This window comes from Microcoleus sp. FACHB-68, assembly GCF_014695715.1.
GTDB lineage: Bacteria > Cyanobacteriota > Cyanobacteriia > Cyanobacteriales > Oscillatoriaceae > FACHB-68.
The window spans coordinates 471,750-489,265 of sequence record NZ_JACJOT010000009.1 but is presented as its reverse complement, the minus strand read 5'-3'; the positions used below and the strand labels follow the sequence as shown (position 1 = coordinate 489,265).

Here is a 17,516-nt window from a genome sequence, read left to right as displayed (position 1 = left end):
CTTTCAAACTATTATTTTTTCTAGGTTCAGGGCGCTTCGAGGCGTCTCGCTTTCGCGTCGCTTCCTCTTGAGCGCTTTACTAATCTATCAACTCAACTGAGCTCTGTCAACCCCTAGAGCAAAAAATATTTGAACGGGGTGGCAACCACTCTCAAACCCCACGCCGGTAACGCTTTGAGGGGGTGCATTGAACCAGACAAACTCTCTACCCTACAAAATGCCAGGGGTAGCCTGTACTTAGAAGCTATAGGCGAGGTGCAACCGGCAATCAAGTTGCACCCTGTTGATGACGAGTAGTTGGTTCAGCAGTCAAGGTACAACTAATGTCTTCTATGAAATAAAGGTCAACTTGTTCGCACTCATGGCTTTCAACCGGCCATAAGTTATGCAGACGTAGGGGCAAGAGACTCTGTTTTGTCTAACCTATTCGGTTTGTTGTCGCCGTTTCCCAATGTTGCGCCTATGGCTACAGTGTGGCAAAGATGAGAAATTTTAGGGCTTCCGGGGCATTTGAAGAGCGGTGACTCTGGGTTGGTCATGGATTGACCCTAAGTGCTGTCAATGGAGATGAAGGGGAAGTTGTGTGAGATATCTTCTGCAGCATTACAGGCTTGCTGGTTGGCGATAAAGACTACCGTGGTTGTTTCCTGCGGCAAGCTTTAGAACGCTATGGCAATAATTTGCTCTTTAGGGGGACGCTTAAAGACCCAGCAATACGGCCTCAAATCTTGGGCGTGGCTGCTCCAGATTAGACAACAATTGATTGCAGCCGTTAACCGGCAACTAGAGGAACAGTTAAATATTGAGCAGGGTTGAGCCAGAAATATCCCCTTTCTGTCGCCTTGGGGAAATAAGGGCGGACTTGCCTCATTTTAACCTGAGTTCGGGTTAAGCAGTTTGGGGCAAAGCAAAGTCCAGAGTCAGAGACGACTTGTTGGGCTGATGGCAATAAGCAATCAACCCAACAAGCCGATTCACCATGAAGTTAACCGGGCGGCGTTGTCTGGAGTGTTCAATCTGAGAAATGTTCTTCAGTTGGTCAATAATGGTTTCGATAATACAACGCTTACGGGACAACAATTTATCACTCAAACGCTATCAATCAGTTTTTCACGCGGGCGTTTGGGCTTGGCAAACAATTGGAGAGCGTCAGCTTCAAATAACTGTTGTGCCAGAGCTTTACAGACATAAAAAAGAGCGGCAAAGACCTTGCCAAACAGATGTTTGATCCGCTTTCCGACGGGGCGACGGTCATCGGTGTTGCCTGGAGTCGAGGTGACAGTGAGCAGTTGTGCATCCTCATTGACCGCCAGATGCGGCTTAAACCCATAGAACCAATCAAGCGAGGTTTTGCCTGGTGCTGCCAGATGAGTAAACACACGGTGACCAGTAATGCGACGATTGTGACAAACCTTGAGCTTAGTGGCATTGATGAAACTGATTCCCCTGCAATCACCAGTACAGGCAGACTTGCTTGAGGTAGTAATCCTTGAAATCGCGGTAGCGCTGCGGGTGGAAGGCCACTAGAATCGTGATGATTTCACTGGGCCACAGACAACGAGCGCCTTGGCGTTTTTGTCCCTCCTTATCTTGCAAGGATTTTTGCCTCTGGGGTTCAAAGTGGCAGCACTAATCGTCGATGTCAGAGAAAAGTTCTTCTAAACTAGGCAAGGCCGGCGCAGGCTGAATCATCTTTAACATATTTCAGCTTACACAACTCCTCCTGTTCTTATCCCGAACTCAGGTTATTTTAGCAAACGAAAAAAAGGGTTTCATGCCAGTCTGACACAGAAGTGTTAGGGAGCAATCCCCCATTCGTAAAACCAGTGATGTTATTTTCTCAGTGCTATGGGGCTGATGACAAAAAGCGTTGCAGTTTTTAATTCTTGTTTTACTTAGGAGGTTCAACTAAAGCTAAGCCTGCCTTGTTGAGGATGACAACGCTCGTTAAATTCATTGGGCGTGCAGGCGGCAAACCTCGTTCACGCCCAATTAGTTTGATTATGATTGTGAATCAGAACCACAGATAAGAGTGGGGTATGTGGGTTGCAAAAACTTACAAATCTCTTTAAGCAAAAACAAAACTTTCGCTAACCAGAGTAGTCGCTTGAATTCCATTCAGTTTAGCTAAATCTTGACCTTGAGCAGAAATAACGGCATCAGTGCCACTTTGAGCGATTGAAAGTGCGCCAAAACTGGTAACTTCCGTAACACCGGCAATCTCAATGACATCAATACCGGCCTGGAAATCAAGGATGGTATCTACACCCCCATCCTCTGTCAGCACAAACCGATCTGCACCCTCACCCCCACTCAAGAGATCATCGTCCATATCGCCGTAGAGAACGTCATCACCATTACCGCCGGTTAGGGTGTCGGCATCCTTACCACCCCGAAGTGTGTCGTTGCCATCACCTCCATCTAAAAAGTCGTGATCTTCATTACCGGCCAGAAAATCATTGCCGGCATTGCCAACAATGTCATCCTCACCCAGCAAACCCAGAACGACATCGTCCCCTTCCCCACACACCAAGTCCTGATTGACGACAGCTTGATACATGGTTTGGTAAATATGAGTCTGATCCACTAAACCGGGGATGCCAGGGATATCGTAACCGTAAGCGTTGTATCCCTCACCCACAAAGCTGTCGAGCACTTCCGAACCCTCACCCTGATAGTAAACCGGCACAGGACGGTTCGTGTGGCTTCCCCAGCCATATTTAACATTTGGGTCAGATCCCCAAAAATGCCCAGACTCTGCCGGCGTATCTAAATCGGTCAGCGTCTCGGCACCTTGTTCGCGTAAAAGTTGCGGAAAGTTCTCATTCAAGGTTAGGTAATGATCGTGATCAGCTGTGACGATCAACAGGTTTTCTTCAAAGCCACCATTCTCATTAATCCAGTTAATAGTTGACTCAACCGCTTTATCGAAGTCCCTCATGGTTCCCAGCAGGTTGTCTATGTTATCGTCATGGGCAGACCAATCGATATCACCCCCTTCTACCATTAACCAAAAACCTTCTTGATCTTTCCCTAGAAACTCTAGAGAAGCCTCAGTCATGTCCGCCAAGGTGGGATTTTCATTAACTTCCCTAGCAATAAATTGCTCATCCGTTTCCCCCGGTTGCAAAGGGCGGGTTGTGTCGGGTTCTTGTCCCTCGGTACTAAACACCGAGAAGTTATCTAAACCTGTGGTACTGTAATCTCCATTTGCCGAACTGACGGGGATATTGCCATTTTCACCGCGAGCGCCATACAATCCCAGCAAGCGTGCGCCATCTTCTGGGTTTAAGGATGCGGCAGCTTCAGCTAGCGTTTGGGCGGCATTCGGCCCACGTTCTAGGAAATTGTAATTGTATACGTTGCTTTGGGGATTTTTGCTGAGTTCACTTTAGGGTAAGTAGATACTCCTTTTCAATTCCTTGAATAAAAGTCGGCAACCATAGGCAGCCGTCTGGCAGATAATTAACGAGCCGAAGCCTTTAACGGAATTGTCTTCAGTGCCGGCAAAACGCGATCGCCTTTCGTCGTAGAAACTGCCGAGTTTTTCCACAGCGGAGGATTTTAAGCGATTCCGCGCCGGCGCAATTCCAGTAATCACCCAGAGGTAAAGTGCCGATCTGCACATTTTAGAACCGGCACCCGTAATAAAAGCTTCCCGGTCGCCGCTGCTCTCCTCAACTTTTGCCATTCCCAGCCGGCGCTTAAATCCTCCCAGTGAATCGAAGCGCGATATCGGGTAAATCTGGCTAAGGATTAAAGCTTGAGTTCTCAGGCCAAAGCCGAAACCTCTAAACACTTGGGTGTAGGGGGTAAATTCGGGCAGGTTAAGCAATTCCCTAATCTCAAACTCTAGTTCGCGCTCCCACTGGTGAATATCGCACAGCCAACCGGCAAGCCGTCGGCTAAAGCCAGAGATTTGCACACCATATATAGGAGCGATGGATTTTTCGTGAAGCCGGCTATAAGTAAATGATCGCTTGGTTGTCTTTCTTTCTCTGCCGGCAACCCAAGCCCAAAGCGGTGATAACCCATCGGCTGCCGGCTTTGATTCTTTCAGCGCGGCTTCAGGAAATTCTCGCGCAAGCTGCTGGCGAAGTCTATTAATAATTGGCGATTGGATGCGAGCGAGTGACTTTAGCTGCAAGTAGCATTCTCTCAGCTTCACCGCAGCGCCAGGGCTAAACGAGATAAAAAACTCGTCTTCTCCCCAGTGGCTTAGGGCATAGGCAGCTAGTGCCAAAGCGTCAGCCTGATCGCTTTTGTCAGGCAGCTTATTCTGTTTGCGGTAGTGACGAACCTCACTGTGCCCGACCCATAGCACCGGAATGTCGTGTTTCCCGCAAATGTGAGCAAAAATCCATGAGTAATGAACGCCCGTCGGCTCCATAATTACCGCGTCTGGTTCAAGCGCAAGTAAGCCGGCTATCCCGCGACTATTCGCATAAAACTTAAGCGGATCATCCTTAATCGGGCGTTTGTTTTCTTTAAAATGCGTCTTTAAATTGCGGGGAACTTCGACAAGCGGCCACGCGACAACTGAGTCTTTACAAACGTCCAGACCTAATATAAGCATTATTTTTTTACGGGAGATAAAACGATTAACTAGGACAAAATAGGGTCACGAATCTCCCAAGCTCCGAAGAACAATTCACTTTTAAACCCTTTCCTAGCGGTGTTAATCGGTGTCGGTGCTGTCATGAACTCAGGAAACCTTGTCAGGTCAATTCTTCGTAAAACTGCATACCCACACCGGCAAACACCCACGCCCGAAAGCGTGCCGATTTGGTCGCGAACCGCACCGGGATACACCCTAGGAAGGTTAGGGTGTATTTCGTTCCCTGTCGCGTGATGGGAACTCGTCAGCCGGCCTTAACTTTCTGGTGATACCTCCTCCATAAATTCTTTAAGTTCAGATTCAGACATTGATTCAATATGGGTTTTTGCCGCTTTTCTGTAATAAGCTCTTAACTCTTTTTCTGATTGGGTGCCTCTCAAGGCTAGTTGCTCACAGGCTAGGGCAAAGGCAACGATGTTGATCCCAAATACGAGTGCTATCTCTTCCAGTGGGGGCAATCTTGGGTCAGAATCTCCCTTGTGAATTTCAACAATCGGCACAATCCCGCGCCGATTAAATTCATCCTTTAAACCCTTGAGCGCTTCAACGAGGTTAGCTGCTTTTTCTTCTGGGATATTGAAGATTGCAACGCCTTCACCGGGGTCTAGGGTTTCGAGTTGGTGCAAAACAATAGCCTTTGCAAGTTCAAGTTCGGTCATGCCGGCACACTCTCCTGTGTTTATATCTCTGGTGTGTTCTTCTCCAGAAATTCCTTTAACTCAGCCGGCGACATTGACCGGATAGTTTTATACCCTAGCCTTGTGTAAAGCTGCCTTAGATCTTTTGCCGATTTGTTACTTCTCTGCGCCAGCCCGTCGCAGGCTATAGAGAAAGCGGCAGTTAGGACGCCAAAAGCAAGGGTTACTGTTTCAGGTAATGCCAGTTGCACTGACTGCGGATCTGGCTTAATTGCAATCACCGGCACAATATCGCGCCGTTTGAATTCATCCTGTAAATCGCGGCAAGCGTGGGCAATGAGTAGAACTTTTTCCCCTGGCGTAGTAATGACGGCAACCCCATCAAAAAACTCGTTGTGTTGCAGTTGCCGCAAGATGTTTGTTTTTGCGAATTCAAGTTCGGTCATGCCGGCACCTCGATAGATTGATCAAAAAAGCCATAAGGCGCAACGTCAACCGACTCGTCCGGTAAACAACTAGGGCACCATCCAAGTGTTGGGCAGTCGTCAGCGGATGTGCAGCCGCAGCCGTGTTCTTTACCGGCACATAAATGAGTGCCGGCACAAGTAAGGCAAAGCGTGTCTACACCGGGTAGACAGTAGACAGGATCTAATTCGTTATTTGTGTGAGTCATTAGTGCGCCACCCACGCCACCGGCCTAAAATCCTTCAGAAACTTTCGGCTGTTGAATCCCTTATGTTCGGAGTCTGATTCGCAGTGTTCGGAGTCTGGTTCGCAGTGTTCGGGGTCTGGTTCTTGGCGATTGTTTTGGCGTTCCCGTCGTGGGTCGCCACCGGCTTTGTCGCCATCCTTATCATCTGCCGGCTCTTCATCTTCCGCCGGCGGCGCTGGTAGATACCCCGGCGATGGGAGGAAAGCAGCCTCACCCAGTCGGGTTAACCCATAAATTAGCTCCTTACACGCGCTCTCGAACGAGTGCCAATCCCACAATATTATCCAGTGGCGACCGAGTTCACTGCAGGCGATTGACAAATATTTCCCGTGCTGCCGGCTCTGCCCTTCACCGAATCGCCACCGACCCCACGTGAGGGAATTGGTAATCTGGCAACTCCAGAAGGGTGCCGGCATTGCCACGTCGTCAAGATATTCTTCCGGTGTGACTTTTATGTGAGTTAGGGCTGCCGGCTTTGGCGGTCTGGCACCGGGCGGCCAATCTGCCGGGTTTTCCACACCTTCACAGGCAAGCATGAATTCCATGAGTTGTTTTCTGCCGGTGCACCCCCAGTGGTGAGCGTACTTCACACCGTCCGCTTTGCAGATGTCGCGCAGTTGCTCAAGGGTCAGATTGTTATAGTGTTGCCATGTAGTTGCAGGAATTGCAGCTTTGCTCGAACCAGCTGCGGCAGCCGCACAGCTTCCTTCCCCTGGCGTCACCGGCGCGGATTGCTCAACTGCTTGCTGTGCCTTGGCTTCAGCTTTATCGCAGTTGACCATGTGAGCGATTAGATCAACTTTTTTCCCGCAGCGTGAGTAGTTCGCGTACTTTGCATTCCCTTTGCAAATTGCCGTCAGTTCGGCAACCTTCATATTCTCGTAGTCGGTCTGGTTCATCGTGCACTCCCTGGAAGTAGGACGTTTTACTTAGAAAGTCCGGATAGTCCGGTAATCGGTAGCAGATGTTACTGTCTGGCTCGTTGGCTTCGAGTTTTCCGTCCTCCCCTATTGCAAGATTCGACATTCAATATGCTAAATTATGAAAGATTAGATGTCGGATATCAAGCATTGGACATCTAATCCGCAGATTGGATGTACAATCATGACAGGTGAGTTCAATGGAAAGTAATGCCAAAGGCGAGGCACGAGGAACACGGACAGATAAAGGATCAGAGGATCTTCGCCCGTCTAACCCCGGACGGCAAGAAGGGATTGGAAGAGATAGCAGCCAGCATGAATATCTCAGTGGCGGATCTGCTGGAGAGATTGGGCAGAGGCAAGATACCCATTACGTCGCAACTCTCACTGGGGGAGTCATTGGGCAACTGATTCTTGATGCAGAGGATCGGCTTAAGGTTGCTCGTGAGTGTATCGAGTGGTATGTCCGGGAGGAAGAGAAAGAGCTGAGCCGGTTAGATAATTTGCGGAAGCTGAACACTTTAGCTGAGCAAATGAAACATCAACAGCCATCTGAATAAATTGCTCACCGAGCTGGTTCGACTAGCTCGGATTTTTTGTGCCATCTATGAACACACTCACCGCGATTAATTGGGAAGCGCTTCAATTAGAAGACAGTCCCATCCCTCACATTGACGAACTCGTTCAATTTGTTCGCCGGCTCGATTATGAGCCGAACGGCCCGGACATATTTGATTATTTAGACGATCGCTTAAAGAGCGATGGATTAGCCTTTGTTCGCCAGGGGATAGCCTTGGCGAGAATGTGCCGATTTAATTTGTTCCAGCACCGCAGATTTAGATCATTTAAGGAGTATTGCCAGAAGTCACTGAATAAATCCGTCAGTTATTGCAACCGGCTTATGGAAGCGGCGGCCCTAGTTTTGCGACTGATAAATTTAGGGTTTAGCCGGCTGCCGGCAAATGAAAGTCAGTGCCGACCGCTGACAAAAATTGCAGAAGACTGGGAGCTGCGCGAAAAATGGCAACTAATTTTAGATATCAGCGACACCCCCTCCCATAAAGGAATTGTCACCGCGTCGCTGGTGGCTGACATCATGGAAGTGAACACCGGCAAGCAATCGGTGAGACTTTCCCCAGAGGTTTACAAAAAACTGCAGCGCATCAGTGCCGGCTGTGGAAAATCCATAGACGAACTGATCGACGCAGCCCTCGATGCTTACTCACCAGATGAAGAGGAAGAGCCGGCAGCCGGTGAGGAAGATGTGACAGTTACAGCTGTAGAAATTGTGACAGTTGCCCCAGTGCCGGCAGCCGAAAAAATGCGGATCTGGCTCGCGGATCTGGCGGATCTGATTTCGGATCATTGCGATCCGATTAGGGGAGAGCCGGCAGCCGACAGCAGTTGAGCCGGCACTCTTGCCCCGTGCATTAAGGAGATTATCCCGCATGAAAATCAAAACCGTTGGGTATGGTCGGGTTGTCAACATCGGCAACTATGAATCAATCCGCTACTACCTAGAAGCGACGGTAGATGAAGGGGAAAACTGGTATTTCAACGGACTGCAAGTGCTAATGGAGGAAATCAACTCCCTAGAAGGCAAGCGCAAACATTTTGTGCAAACCGAGGAAGAGGTCGCGCAGTTAGAACACCAGAAGAACCGACTAAGCCGGCAGATTGAAGAAAAGAAAAATCAGCTAGAGGAACTGCGCCGGCGCTGGGGACTTACAACGGAATTTCTCAAGAAAGAAGGCATTGACCCCAACTCACCTGATCTTGAATTTCTCCCCCCAGAAGCAGATCCGAATACAGATCCAGAATCCGATCCGACTCTCCCTCCGATTCCCTTCTAAAATTCCCGCCCCATTCAAAGCTGATCGGAGTGGGGCTACGCATAGGATCAGCACTCTGTTTCCTATCGTCTGGGGTGATTCATGCCCGTGTCACCCCTTTTTTGGAAACATCGGAAACCTACTGAAACATCGGAAACAACTATGAGCACACACGATAGCTGGGTATTTTTAAAAACTGGCTCAACTTTTGATGAACTCGCTCCCATTTTCAAGCAGGGAATGCCAATGCGCGACCCCTTCCCGATGTCGGTTTCTGAGGGTGACGACGGCGAGCCGATAGCGCTATGGATGGTAGATAATGATCGCCTTTCACCGATCCAAGAACTAAACTTGGTTCACTCGTTAGCTAAAAAATGGCAGATAACCCCAGAGCAAGCACGCGTAAACGTTGAGCAATACGGCGGATTTTCAATTGCTCATAGCAGAGTCGAGCGCTTGGTCGGTGGCGCTGAGTGCTACCAGCGCACCAAAGAACTTTTAGACTTTATGGAAAGGGTTCCCAAAAACAATACAGCTTTGGCGGCTGACGCATGGGCGGAATTTATCACGGATCAGTTTCGCCGCTGGGTTTATGGGAATGAAGTGCCGGCACCCTTACCGCAAGATTTTAAAGACTACGATCCGCGCATCCAGAGCGCAGAACTAGAGGCAGCACTAAAAGTACGGTGGCGCATGGAGAACACGTCCACTCTTGACTTCATAATGGGCGCTTCCATCATTGACTCACTTAATGAATTAGATCCAAGTAATACATGGGAGTTTGACCGATGAGGAAGAAAGTGCCGGCAGAGTCACAGTCGGCATTGTTCGATCTGACTCCTTATATAGTGGAGCGGACAGGTGAGTACATCCCCGACTCATCCTGGGAAAAATTTGATTCGCTAACACCCCATGAAACTGCTGTTAGCGAATCAATTGATCCAACAGACGATCTTGTTAGCGAATCAATTGCTGTTAGCGAATCAAATAATGGGTGCATTTCCACTTATGCACCGGGCGGCACTGCCCGAACTAAATCAGAATATTATCGCTACAGCTGGAGAGAAAACAGCCGGCTCCATCATTTGCACGTTCCGGGCGGCAACACCGGCAATGCGATCGCACAACAGCGAGCGCAGAAAATCAAGGACGCGATCGCATCTGGAATGCCGGCGCAAGAAATCATTTCTAAATTGTTAAAAGCCTGAGCATCCCTGATAGGGATTCAATCTTTTCGGGTGGGGGGACTAGCTACCGATTAAATAGCGACACCCCCCGCTAAAAATAATATCACACCTATAAAACAGCAAGCGCGTTTGTAATCTGCTCATCGCTCACCTCGATATATTTGAGTAAGCTTTTTGCATCTGTATGGCCGGTAATGCTTTTAATTACTGGGAGCGCTACACCGGCACGCGAAAGTGTCGTGATAAAAGTTCGTCTAGTAGAGTGCGTTGAATACCCGTCACCAATGCCGGCTCGCTCAATCGCCAATCGTAGAAAATCATCCGCGCTTTGGAAGCTGATATGCGTTGCCGGCTTTAAGGCATTTTGAAAAAGCCACCCTTCCAGCGGCGGCGCATAAGCTTTAAGTTCTTGCGCCAATTGATCACAGATTTTTAATTGGCGCGTCCGCCGCTCACCATTGGGTGAGGCTTTTCGAGTTGCCGCCCGAAAGGTGATGTGCGAAGCTGGGGTGCGCTTAGCTGGATCTGCATAAAGATCTGAAACATGGAGCTGCGTGATTGCCCCCCAGCGTTCACCAGAATATCTGGCAATCTGCAAAAACAAGCGATGCTTGGGATTTTTTATCTGTCTCAGTAGTTTTACATAGTCGTTATCACTGAAAAGTTTAGACTGTCCACTGCGATTATTTTTAGGCATTTGTTACACCTACATCTTTAACAGAATACAAGGTTAAATTGGTAGAAAAAATCAACTCACTAACTTTAATATAACTCGGAACCGTTACCACGTAGACGGTTGAGCTATTTTGGCTTGCTACATCTTTTATCTAAAATATGTATTTAAACGCTCGCTCGGAACGTTTTAAATATAAATAGATTTCTAAATAAATTTTACGTTAATGGCTGAAATAGTTCCCAAAAACGTTAACCGCTCTCACAAAATATTGCCAGGTCAAGAAGGCTTAATTGAACTTTACAAACCTAAAGTTATTAACGGCGTTCCCCTCAGTGGGTATCTGGCAGACTTTCAGGTAACAGCCGTAATCCGCAGCGTAGCAGAAATGATTCCACCCATTCCTGATGCGATGGCCGGTGAGCAGGAAATTGAGAATGAGCAGTACGCTTTAGCTAAATCTCACCCAGGCAAGCAATTAGGAATTTACGTCAGCACGGCTGACGACCCAACACCGGATAGGAAATTTGGGGTGTTGCTGTGGAACCGTAACCCACACTTTGAAACTTCTTTAATTGAGCGCTTCACCGGCGGCATTAATCTGCTAATCGCCGAAGGCACGACCATCTACGGCAAGATGGAAAATCATAACAGTGGGCTGCTGGGAGCCGGCGATTCTATCTCAATTTGGATTGCTGCCTATGAGGAAGGCTCGGTAAGCGCGGTTGATATTGGCAACCTGCGGCAAGTTATTTACACACTCAATTTAGAAAACGCCAATCAGGAATATAACTTCACAATTCCCGACGGATGCCAAGGATATATTTTCAAGTGCCGGGGCGATGAGGAAGCGGGAGACGTACTGGCGAATATTAAATATTCGTGGCAACCGGGCAAGGTCACAAGCGCGGATGGGTACGATTTTCTGCCGGCAACAAGCGAAGAATCAGAACCCTACCTCCCGCCAATGTTCAATAAAACTCTTTACTTTGCCAGCTACGCGGCAAACACAGTGATCGTTATTAAGTTGATGCTGCCATGAGTGCAGCCCAAATATTGAACGGCACAGTGCAAACGCTTCGCAGCAGTTTGCAATCAGTTGGTAGAAAAATTTCCCAGCCTGGTAGGGGTGTAATTTCTACCATTGAAGAGTTTAAAAGGGGAAAGGCTGCCGGCAAACCAAGCGCAGCTTCGCCAATTGGCAAACCATCCGCAGCCGAGCCGATGGCTAGTGGATGGCCGTATACCTCCGGGCCAAGGCACACGCTCGAAGATGCAACCAAGAGCGCGAGAAATTCAGCAAAGAGGGGATGGCAGGAGCGTTACCTGCAAGAGCGCAGCCGAACTTATCAAGAATACGCGAACGCAGTTGAACGCGCCGCAGCCGAACGCAGACTTAAGGAGGGATTGAGCTGGCAGCCCTGGAAAGATCCGCGCAGGCCGTTAAGTAAACCTTTGCCACCACCCCCAGGGCGAGGGCAAATTATTAAAAAGCCAATTCAAGGGGTAATTGGAGGAAAAGCAGCGTCTAAAATCGTGGGGAAAGTTGGCTTAGGTGCGCTCGGCATCGCTGGCGGAATTCTAGGAGCTTATGAATTTGCAAATGATATTAAGGAAGCGGCTGAATTTACCGATAAAGTCCTAGAGAATTTATTGGGGTTAACCGCCCCAGACCTAGGTAAAGGATTAAGCCCAAAAAATCCGGTTAATCAGGAAGAGTTAAAACTGCCAGAATTGCCACCCTTGCAGGAACCCGGAATTCCGCCGGCAGATGCACCGCCTCATCCACCACCTTTCAACCCACCTATCCCTTCCCCGACAGTTTTAGGGGGTGAGTGGTATTTAATCGAAATCACTGCCTCTCGCTACACGTGGAAACAATTTTGGGTGATTGTTACCTATTCTTTAGCTAATGACCAATATGAGCATAGATATCTATCAGTCGCAATAGTTGATCAACCTAGTCCTATTTCTACAAAAATGTGGGTAAAAGCCCCACTAAATTTGGACAGAGTAAGACGCACAATAGTTGATACCTGGATAGAGCGATTAAGCGTCGGATGGTATGTCACTAGAACTGTTGAAGACTTTTTCATCCATGCTAGTGGAATCGCTCAAGTCGGCCCAAATAATAGCCGAATAAATCCCCAAACTCAACCCTATGGCCGAGTAGGGGTAGGTTATTCAGGGGTTACGACTTATCGCACGGAAAAACTTCAAGAAACTTACGGTGTCCCCGCCCAAGTACGCGATATGTTCCCAGGGCAAGTTGTTCGCATACAAGGGCACACAGAAAAGCCTGTTCTAACAGAACTGGGTGCAACAAATGTTTCTATAAATTCAATTAGTCCATTGCCACCCATTGCAGATCCAGTAAAAAATCCAGAGCCAATCATAGAACGACCAAGAAGGGAGGATGAAAAAAAGGTGACTGATTGCCCAGACATTAAACCTTTGCTAATTCGGCAGCAAGCGCAAATAAACAACATCCTAACTCAAAATCAATTAGTAATTGACGCAAAGTTAGCGCAGCAAACAACAAGCCTGAATAATATTGTCAATCAAGGAAACCTTTCTGTTAACCAAAATTTAGGCGCAGTTCAGGCGAATATTCAATCGTCCGTAGCAACATCTCAAAACACAATAACTTCCAAGCTTGATGATGTTGCAATTGGACTTCACACGAAACTTGATGATATTTATGCAGGTCTTCAAACAAAGCTAGGCGATATGGGGGGAAGTATTCAGGCTAACTTTGACGAGGTTTTCAGGCGACTAGGGCCGCAAATACAAGGAGGGCTGTCTGGTATAAATCAAACGATTAAAACATCGGTTGAAACACTGAGCAGTAATTTTGACAAGTTTTCTGAACTTTTCAAGAAGACAATTAAGTGGCTGCAAATTGACCGCGTTTTAAATGTTTTGATTCTTGCCGCGACAGTTCATAACGCCTATATGCTCAGCAGCAATTTAGGACAAACGCTAATTGGCGCGTTAAACAATATTCTTACGGCTGGCGGCAATGCGTTCGGGCTAAGGGATGTTGAAGATCAGCCAATAGATGTTGGCCCGATTATTGGCGGTGCTTTTGAGGGAATGATTAAAGCAATTATCGGATCAGAAAACCTTGAAGGCATCAAAGCTGAATGGAAGAAAAATAACCGGATATTGCAAACCGGCAGAAATATTCTGTTTGCCGTGCAATCGATTAACAACAGCGTCATCGGTGCTGTTGAAATGGTCGGAAGCAACGTAGCGAAGATAGGAAACGCCCTTAAAAAATGGGGCGCGGTTTCAGAGCGTGCTTTTGGTTGGATGAATCCCACACCGAATTTTCAGAATAAATTGTTCACGACTTTAGAAAGCTTAGAGGAGGCAGGCGGGACAATTGAAATGGTCGGAGCTGAAGTTGTTTCCTCACAGGAAGAAATTAATCAATTTAGTTCTGTGGTTGAAGAATTTAACAAAGCGATTGCACAGGAACCCGGTTCTAAGCAAGGTAAAGAATCCCCAGAAGCACAGGAAATTAAGGCAAAAGAAGACGCGGCAAAAGCTGCCAGCGCATCAAACGTTTAGGAGTTTTTAACTATGGCATTACCTGAAGGATTTAATGAATTTGAATTTTTGCAGGACGCTTTTCGTAAACTGGAAAACCGGAAGATGTTGCAATATTTCGCAGACTTAGGCCCGGAAGATACCGAGCCAGATGTCACAACCCCTCGCGGCACGTTGCGGTATGTTTGCACCCACAAAGACTCCGACACTGCAATCATGACGCTTATGAGAGCGTGGATATTTTTCTTTGGTCAAGCAACAGCCGGCACGTTTGCATCAGAGCAGACTCCGATTTATGGAATGCCCGTCACCGACTACGACGGCATCTGGACTTACACCCCTCAAGTCAAATTAATCTTTCGGGAAGATCCGGCAGATGTTGAGCAGGGCTTCGATCCGATTGTGGGTGAAATTGGGTTTCGGCTGGTTGGTGAAACTTCAGAAACCCTGACACTTGAAAAGGTGCGCGGTTTGGCGCGAGCCATCGAACGAGAATTTGAAGCAAACGGTGGCTACGTGTGGAAACGTGGCTGGGAAAAATTCACTTACTTTGATAAAGCGCAGGGCTATGACCTGCGAATTTTGGCAAACAATCAGACGACCGCCGAAGCGCTGGTTAATAAGGTGCTCGACGTGCAAGGTCATGTTGTGGACTGGACTAAGTTTTATATCAATAACAACAGTCGCCCCAGCACGGCATATCCAACGCTGCCGGCTCAGCGCAAAATTTTAGGCAAAACGGTTAGGCATCCCAGAAGGCGACCGCGAACGGATGTGCGATTTTTGTACGCGCACCTTTTTGTTCATGGATTGGCGAAACCGATGACCTTGGTTAATCGGATGCCAGGTGGTGAATCGTTGCTCGCTGGCTAAGCTTCACACGCTGGATCACTTAAGTTGTCCAGACTCTTGTATCACGCGAAATCGTTGCTAGGCTTAGGTTGTAGAAATCAAGGTCAATCCCTCTATGGCAAGATATTCTGATTTGAAACGCGGCCCTGAATTGGCGGCTGCCTATGCTAAATACCAGGCTTACCTTGCTCTGGATCGTCCCGCCAAAAAAGCAGCTTACAAAGGGTTAAATGTTAACCGACTTGTTGCGACTCGTATCGCTGCGGTGATCTTCCCATTTGGAACGACAGATTTAGGTATCCCAATGCTCGTTCCCACTGACAACCCTGCACCGGATGTTAGCACCACGACCGCTGAATCAAAAGAAGCAGACGCGGCTTTGATTACTCGGATGAAAACAATCCTAGGGACACGCAACGGTCAAACAACCGTTGCAAATACTGTTCGAGTGCTGGACGTTCCCAAATTTAAACCGGCTAAGCTTTTCTTAAAGCGCGTAACCGGCACGGCAAGTACCGAGCAAGTATCAAGATTTACCGGCATCCCGTACAAACGCAAACAAACGAACACTTTATCTTCGCCATTTGGCAAAAATGGCACCGAAACTTTTGAAGAAGTCGCAAAAGTTATCAAGGCTCACGCAGAAATTGCAACGCACGTGAGCGCCGGTGGTAGTTACCGAATTGTTCCTCAGCTAAGTTTGATTGCCTGATGAGTGATCCATTTATTCATCTTTCAATTCCAGAAATTCTTCTATTTGATGCGACGCGGGTAGAAGATGCTCCAGACCTGTGCCGGCTCAACCAAGCTGCGGTTGACTGGATAGCCGGCACCCTCGACACCGGCACGTACCAGGACATCTTGGAAGAAGTGGCAGAAGTGGAAAACCCAGAAGGGCTGATTCAAACGGTAGAACTCGCTTCCTTCGATATCGATTGGCTATAGTCTCATGTCTCAGCCAATATTCAATTTCGATAACAATTTAAATTGGGATCTGGTGTCGAGACAAACTAGGGCGGCAAGCGTATCAATTAGCGAGCCGAACTATAACTATATTGAGCCGGTCAACTTCCAAATTGACAGCAATATTTTAGCAATTGGGATCTTGCCCTATGAAGCGAAGGATCACTGGCAGCTAGGGGGTCGGTTAAGCGTTCGATTGCTTGCCACTCCCTCATTTACCTCTGACTTTGCCTCACTAATGGAAATTTATAATAAGCCATTCTTAAGATTAAGAATGATGAATATTATTGAATTTCCAAAGTATGAGCCGGTTCCTTACGCTTGCCAGTTGACATTCCCTTTTTGGTTAAAGTCTGTCTACTTGGAGATTTGGAAATACTCAGGGATTCAATCAACAACCGTTGAAAGTTCCCTCGCAAGAATTGAGCTAAAGCTTGACCAAATGTGACACAACAATTAATTCGATTAAATATGAGTGGTTTCCCTTTGAATTCTGCGCCGGCTGCGCGTGCAACGAATTGGTCAGCGCCTTTAAGTGTTGCCGTAACCAGCACGGCTAAGGTACTAATTGCGGCTAACGCCAATCGTACTGGTTTAACAATTGTGAACAAGAACCCCAGTGAAATGTATATCCGGTGTGCGCCGTTTGCCTCGCTGCCGGTGACGACAACCGCGTTTGACCGTATCATTCCGCCCCATTACAGTTTTACTTTTGACTCCCACGAGGTTCCCACAACTGAAATTTCAGCCTTGGCGGTAGGCACAATTTCGGGCAACTGGACTGTTAGCGAATCAGCGCCCTAGGAAGATGACTATTAACGTTGCGCTCCTGGTTGGCTGTATAACGATTATCTCTTCTACATTGGGCGCAATTTGGGGCGCAGCCCAGTACAAGCATAATCTGGATGTAAGAATAGCTCAAAATAGCGAGGCCATTAAGCGATTAAGGGTAGATATTAAATTTGCCTACAAAAACTTAGAAACCTCTCAAAAAGCTTTGGAATTAGATATTTTTGATGTCCAGAATTTTCTAGTGAAAACCACTGTCTTTCAATTGAGGGGACGGGCTGAGCATTCCTCTAATTCTGGGGCCGACTTCCTAGAAGAGTAAAGCATTTAGTATGGGATATCAAGATTTAGCTGCCGGTGAATATGCGCGAGTAACGCAAGGGCTGTGGACGCCTACCATTTCAGCGACCGCGAACGCTGGGGCACACACCTACACATCAGAAAGGATGGGTTGGTATTACAAAATTGGTAGTTACGTTCACCTCCACTTCTGTTGCGCAATGGCGAAAGACCCCACGATTTCGGGCGATATTCTGCTAGTCGGCTTGCCTTTCACGCTTAAAAATGATCTGGGGTATATCGCAGGCGGTGCAATTTCTTCCTACAACGGCTTTAACCTGCCGACAAACTTTGAGCAATTGGGGTTGCAAGCAACCAGGAATAATAATTACCTGAATTTTACCTTTTCCGGTAGGGGCGGTATCTTGGTTGCAAATCACACGCACATCTCGACCGGCATAACGGTACGTGGCAATATCAGCTACCAAACAAATTGAT

At 47.7% G+C, this 17,516-nt stretch carries 24 protein-coding genes; 15 read left to right on the top strand and 9 right to left on the bottom strand.

Features of this window, described 5'->3' with window-relative positions; genetic code table 11:
* Positions 1-138 precede the first annotated feature (138 nt).
* Positions 139-297 carry a hypothetical protein gene (locus H6F73_RS17430; protein ID WP_206754750.1) on the top strand — a complete coding sequence of 53 codons (159 nt, stop codon included), beginning with the start codon at positions 139-141 and terminating at the stop codon, positions 295-297.
* A gap of 791 nt (positions 298-1,088) precedes the next feature.
* Here H6F73_RS17430 and H6F73_RS27065 read toward each other — a convergent pair.
* The 8 genes from H6F73_RS27065 to H6F73_RS17390 all read right to left on the bottom strand — a co-directional run bounded on the left by H6F73_RS27065 (position 1,089) and on the right by H6F73_RS17390 (position 6,867).
* A complete protein-coding gene (locus H6F73_RS27065; RefSeq protein ID WP_347239561.1) occupies positions 1,089-1,433 on the bottom strand; it encodes a transposase in 345 nt (114 codons plus the stop codon).
* Positions 1,434-1,452: 19 nt separating this feature from the next.
* Positions 1,453-1,596, bottom strand: coding sequence for a hypothetical protein (locus H6F73_RS26080; protein WP_199330635.1), 144 nt, complete (start codon positions 1,594-1,596; stop codon positions 1,453-1,455).
* Between the two features lie 472 nt (positions 1,597-2,068).
* Positions 2,069-3,268 carry an alkaline phosphatase gene (locus tag H6F73_RS17415; protein WP_206754748.1) on the bottom strand — a complete coding sequence of 400 codons (1,200 nt, stop codon included), beginning with the start codon at positions 3,266-3,268 and terminating at the stop codon, positions 2,069-2,071.
* A gap of 123 nt (positions 3,269-3,391) precedes the next feature.
* Positions 3,392-4,576: a transposase gene (locus H6F73_RS17410; RefSeq protein WP_190760033.1), complete on the bottom strand. Its 1,185-nt coding sequence runs from the start codon at positions 4,574-4,576 to the stop codon at positions 3,392-3,394.
* A gap of 296 nt (positions 4,577-4,872) precedes the next feature.
* Positions 4,873-5,277 (bottom strand): hypothetical protein, encoded by a 405-nt coding sequence (locus H6F73_RS17405; RefSeq protein WP_190760032.1) that lies wholly within the window; start codon positions 5,275-5,277, stop codon positions 4,873-4,875.
* Between the two features lie 20 nt (positions 5,278-5,297).
* Positions 5,298-5,702, bottom strand: a complete 405-nt coding sequence (locus tag H6F73_RS17400; protein ID WP_190760031.1) for a hypothetical protein — start codon at positions 5,700-5,702, stop codon at positions 5,298-5,300.
* Complete coding sequence (locus tag H6F73_RS17395; protein ID WP_190760030.1) at positions 5,699-5,929, bottom strand: hypothetical protein; 231 nt, start codon at positions 5,927-5,929, stop codon at positions 5,699-5,701. Before H6F73_RS17395 ends, H6F73_RS17400 begins: the two co-directional genes overlap by 4 nt.
* Complete coding sequence (locus H6F73_RS17390; RefSeq protein ID WP_190760029.1) at positions 5,929-6,867, bottom strand: hypothetical protein; 939 nt, start codon at positions 6,865-6,867, stop codon at positions 5,929-5,931. The genes H6F73_RS17395 and H6F73_RS17390 overlap by 1 nt, the downstream gene beginning before the upstream one ends.
* Positions 6,868-7,079: 212 nt before the next feature.
* Here H6F73_RS17390 and H6F73_RS17385 point away from each other — a divergent pair, with 212 nt between their 5' ends.
* From H6F73_RS17385 to H6F73_RS17365, 5 genes are all read left to right on the top strand, one after another.
* Positions 7,080-7,448: a hypothetical protein gene (locus H6F73_RS17385; protein ID WP_190760028.1), complete on the top strand. Its 369-nt coding sequence runs from the start codon at positions 7,080-7,082 to the stop codon at positions 7,446-7,448.
* Positions 7,449-7,495: 47 nt separating this feature from the next.
* A complete protein-coding gene (locus H6F73_RS17380; protein ID WP_190760027.1) occupies positions 7,496-8,296 on the top strand; it encodes a hypothetical protein in 801 nt (266 codons plus the stop codon).
* Between the two features lie 40 nt (positions 8,297-8,336).
* Complete coding sequence (locus H6F73_RS17375) at positions 8,337-8,741, top strand: hypothetical protein (RefSeq protein ID WP_190760026.1); 405 nt, start codon at positions 8,337-8,339, stop codon at positions 8,739-8,741.
* 141 nt (positions 8,742-8,882) lie between these two features.
* Positions 8,883-9,512, top strand: a complete 630-nt coding sequence (locus tag H6F73_RS17370; RefSeq protein WP_190760025.1) for a hypothetical protein — start codon at positions 8,883-8,885, stop codon at positions 9,510-9,512.
* Positions 9,509-9,928, top strand: coding sequence for a hypothetical protein (locus tag H6F73_RS17365; RefSeq protein ID WP_190760024.1), 420 nt, complete (start codon positions 9,509-9,511; stop codon positions 9,926-9,928). The genes H6F73_RS17370 and H6F73_RS17365 overlap by 4 nt, the downstream gene beginning before the upstream one ends.
* A gap of 88 nt (positions 9,929-10,016) precedes the next feature.
* Here H6F73_RS17365 and H6F73_RS17360 read toward each other — a convergent pair whose 3' ends face one another.
* Positions 10,017-10,604 carry a site-specific integrase gene (locus tag H6F73_RS17360; protein WP_190760023.1) on the bottom strand — a complete coding sequence of 196 codons (588 nt, stop codon included), beginning with the start codon at positions 10,602-10,604 and terminating at the stop codon, positions 10,017-10,019.
* A gap of 202 nt (positions 10,605-10,806) precedes the next feature.
* Here H6F73_RS17360 and H6F73_RS17355 point away from each other — a divergent pair, with 202 nt between their 5' ends.
* The 9 genes from H6F73_RS17355 to H6F73_RS17315 all read left to right on the top strand — a co-directional run bounded on the left by H6F73_RS17355 (position 10,807) and on the right by H6F73_RS17315 (position 17,515).
* A complete protein-coding gene (locus H6F73_RS17355) occupies positions 10,807-11,622 on the top strand; it encodes a hypothetical protein (protein ID WP_190760022.1) in 816 nt (271 codons plus the stop codon).
* Positions 11,619-14,156, top strand: a complete 2,538-nt coding sequence (locus H6F73_RS17350; protein ID WP_190760021.1) for a hypothetical protein — start codon at positions 11,619-11,621, stop codon at positions 14,154-14,156. Before H6F73_RS17355 ends, H6F73_RS17350 begins: the two co-directional genes overlap by 4 nt.
* 12 nt (positions 14,157-14,168) lie before the next feature.
* Positions 14,169-15,008 (top strand): hypothetical protein, encoded by an 840-nt coding sequence (locus tag H6F73_RS17345; RefSeq protein WP_190760020.1) that lies wholly within the window; start codon positions 14,169-14,171, stop codon positions 15,006-15,008.
* Between the two features lie 94 nt (positions 15,009-15,102).
* Positions 15,103-15,699: a hypothetical protein gene (locus H6F73_RS17340; protein ID WP_190760019.1), complete on the top strand. Its 597-nt coding sequence runs from the start codon at positions 15,103-15,105 to the stop codon at positions 15,697-15,699.
* Complete coding sequence (locus H6F73_RS17335; protein WP_190760018.1) at positions 15,699-15,932, top strand: hypothetical protein; 234 nt, start codon at positions 15,699-15,701, stop codon at positions 15,930-15,932. Before H6F73_RS17340 ends, H6F73_RS17335 begins: the two co-directional genes overlap by 1 nt.
* Before the next feature lie 4 nt (positions 15,933-15,936).
* Positions 15,937-16,398, top strand: coding sequence for a hypothetical protein (locus H6F73_RS17330; protein WP_190760017.1), 462 nt, complete (start codon positions 15,937-15,939; stop codon positions 16,396-16,398).
* A gap of 23 nt (positions 16,399-16,421) precedes the next feature.
* Complete coding sequence (locus H6F73_RS17325; protein ID WP_190760016.1) at positions 16,422-16,754, top strand: hypothetical protein; 333 nt, start codon at positions 16,422-16,424, stop codon at positions 16,752-16,754.
* Positions 16,755-16,758: 4 nt separating this feature from the next.
* The gene (locus tag H6F73_RS17320) at positions 16,759-17,061 is read left to right on the top strand and encodes a hypothetical protein (RefSeq protein ID WP_190760015.1); all 303 of its coding nucleotides are present in this window, start codon (positions 16,759-16,761) and stop codon (positions 17,059-17,061) included.
* A 10-nt stretch (positions 17,062-17,071) separates the two neighbouring features.
* A complete protein-coding gene (locus H6F73_RS17315; RefSeq protein ID WP_190760014.1) occupies positions 17,072-17,515 on the top strand; it encodes a hypothetical protein in 444 nt (147 codons plus the stop codon).
* Position 17,516: the final 1 nt, after the last annotated feature.

Coding starts and splice junctions, on each gene's coding strand:
- H6F73_RS17410 (WP_190760033.1), bottom strand. CDS start 4,576: ATGCTTATATTAGGTCTGGACGTTTGTAAAGACTCAGTTGTCGCGTGG.
- H6F73_RS17405 (WP_190760032.1), bottom strand. CDS start 5,277: ATGACCGAACTTGAACTTGCAAAGGCTATTGTTTTGCACCAACTCGAA.
- H6F73_RS17400 (WP_190760031.1), bottom strand. CDS start 5,702: ATGACCGAACTTGAATTCGCAAAAACAAACATCTTGCGGCAACTGCAA.
- H6F73_RS17395 (WP_190760030.1), bottom strand. CDS start 5,929: ATGACTCACACAAATAACGAATTAGATCCTGTCTACTGTCTACCCGGT.
- H6F73_RS17390 (WP_190760029.1), bottom strand. CDS start 6,867: ATGAACCAGACCGACTACGAGAATATGAAGGTTGCCGAACTGACGGCA.
- H6F73_RS17380 (WP_190760027.1), top strand. CDS start 7,496: ATGAACACACTCACCGCGATTAATTGGGAAGCGCTTCAATTAGAAGAC.
- H6F73_RS17375 (WP_190760026.1), top strand. CDS start 8,337: ATGAAAATCAAAACCGTTGGGTATGGTCGGGTTGTCAACATCGGCAAC.
- H6F73_RS17370 (WP_190760025.1), top strand. CDS start 8,883: ATGAGCACACACGATAGCTGGGTATTTTTAAAAACTGGCTCAACTTTT.
- H6F73_RS17365 (WP_190760024.1), top strand. CDS start 9,509: ATGAGGAAGAAAGTGCCGGCAGAGTCACAGTCGGCATTGTTCGATCTG.
- H6F73_RS17360 (WP_190760023.1), bottom strand. CDS start 10,604: ATGCCTAAAAATAATCGCAGTGGACAGTCTAAACTTTTCAGTGATAAC.
- H6F73_RS17355 (WP_190760022.1), top strand. CDS start 10,807: ATGGCTGAAATAGTTCCCAAAAACGTTAACCGCTCTCACAAAATATTG.
- H6F73_RS17350 (WP_190760021.1), top strand. CDS start 11,619: ATGAGTGCAGCCCAAATATTGAACGGCACAGTGCAAACGCTTCGCAGC.
- H6F73_RS17345 (WP_190760020.1), top strand. CDS start 14,169: ATGGCATTACCTGAAGGATTTAATGAATTTGAATTTTTGCAGGACGCT.
- H6F73_RS17340 (WP_190760019.1), top strand. CDS start 15,103: ATGGCAAGATATTCTGATTTGAAACGCGGCCCTGAATTGGCGGCTGCC.
- H6F73_RS17335 (WP_190760018.1), top strand. CDS start 15,699: ATGAGTGATCCATTTATTCATCTTTCAATTCCAGAAATTCTTCTATTT.
- H6F73_RS17330 (WP_190760017.1), top strand. CDS start 15,937: ATGTCTCAGCCAATATTCAATTTCGATAACAATTTAAATTGGGATCTG.
- H6F73_RS17325 (WP_190760016.1), top strand. CDS start 16,422: ATGAGTGGTTTCCCTTTGAATTCTGCGCCGGCTGCGCGTGCAACGAAT.
- H6F73_RS17320 (WP_190760015.1), top strand. CDS start 16,759: ATGACTATTAACGTTGCGCTCCTGGTTGGCTGTATAACGATTATCTCT.
- H6F73_RS17315 (WP_190760014.1), top strand. CDS start 17,072: ATGGGATATCAAGATTTAGCTGCCGGTGAATATGCGCGAGTAACGCAA.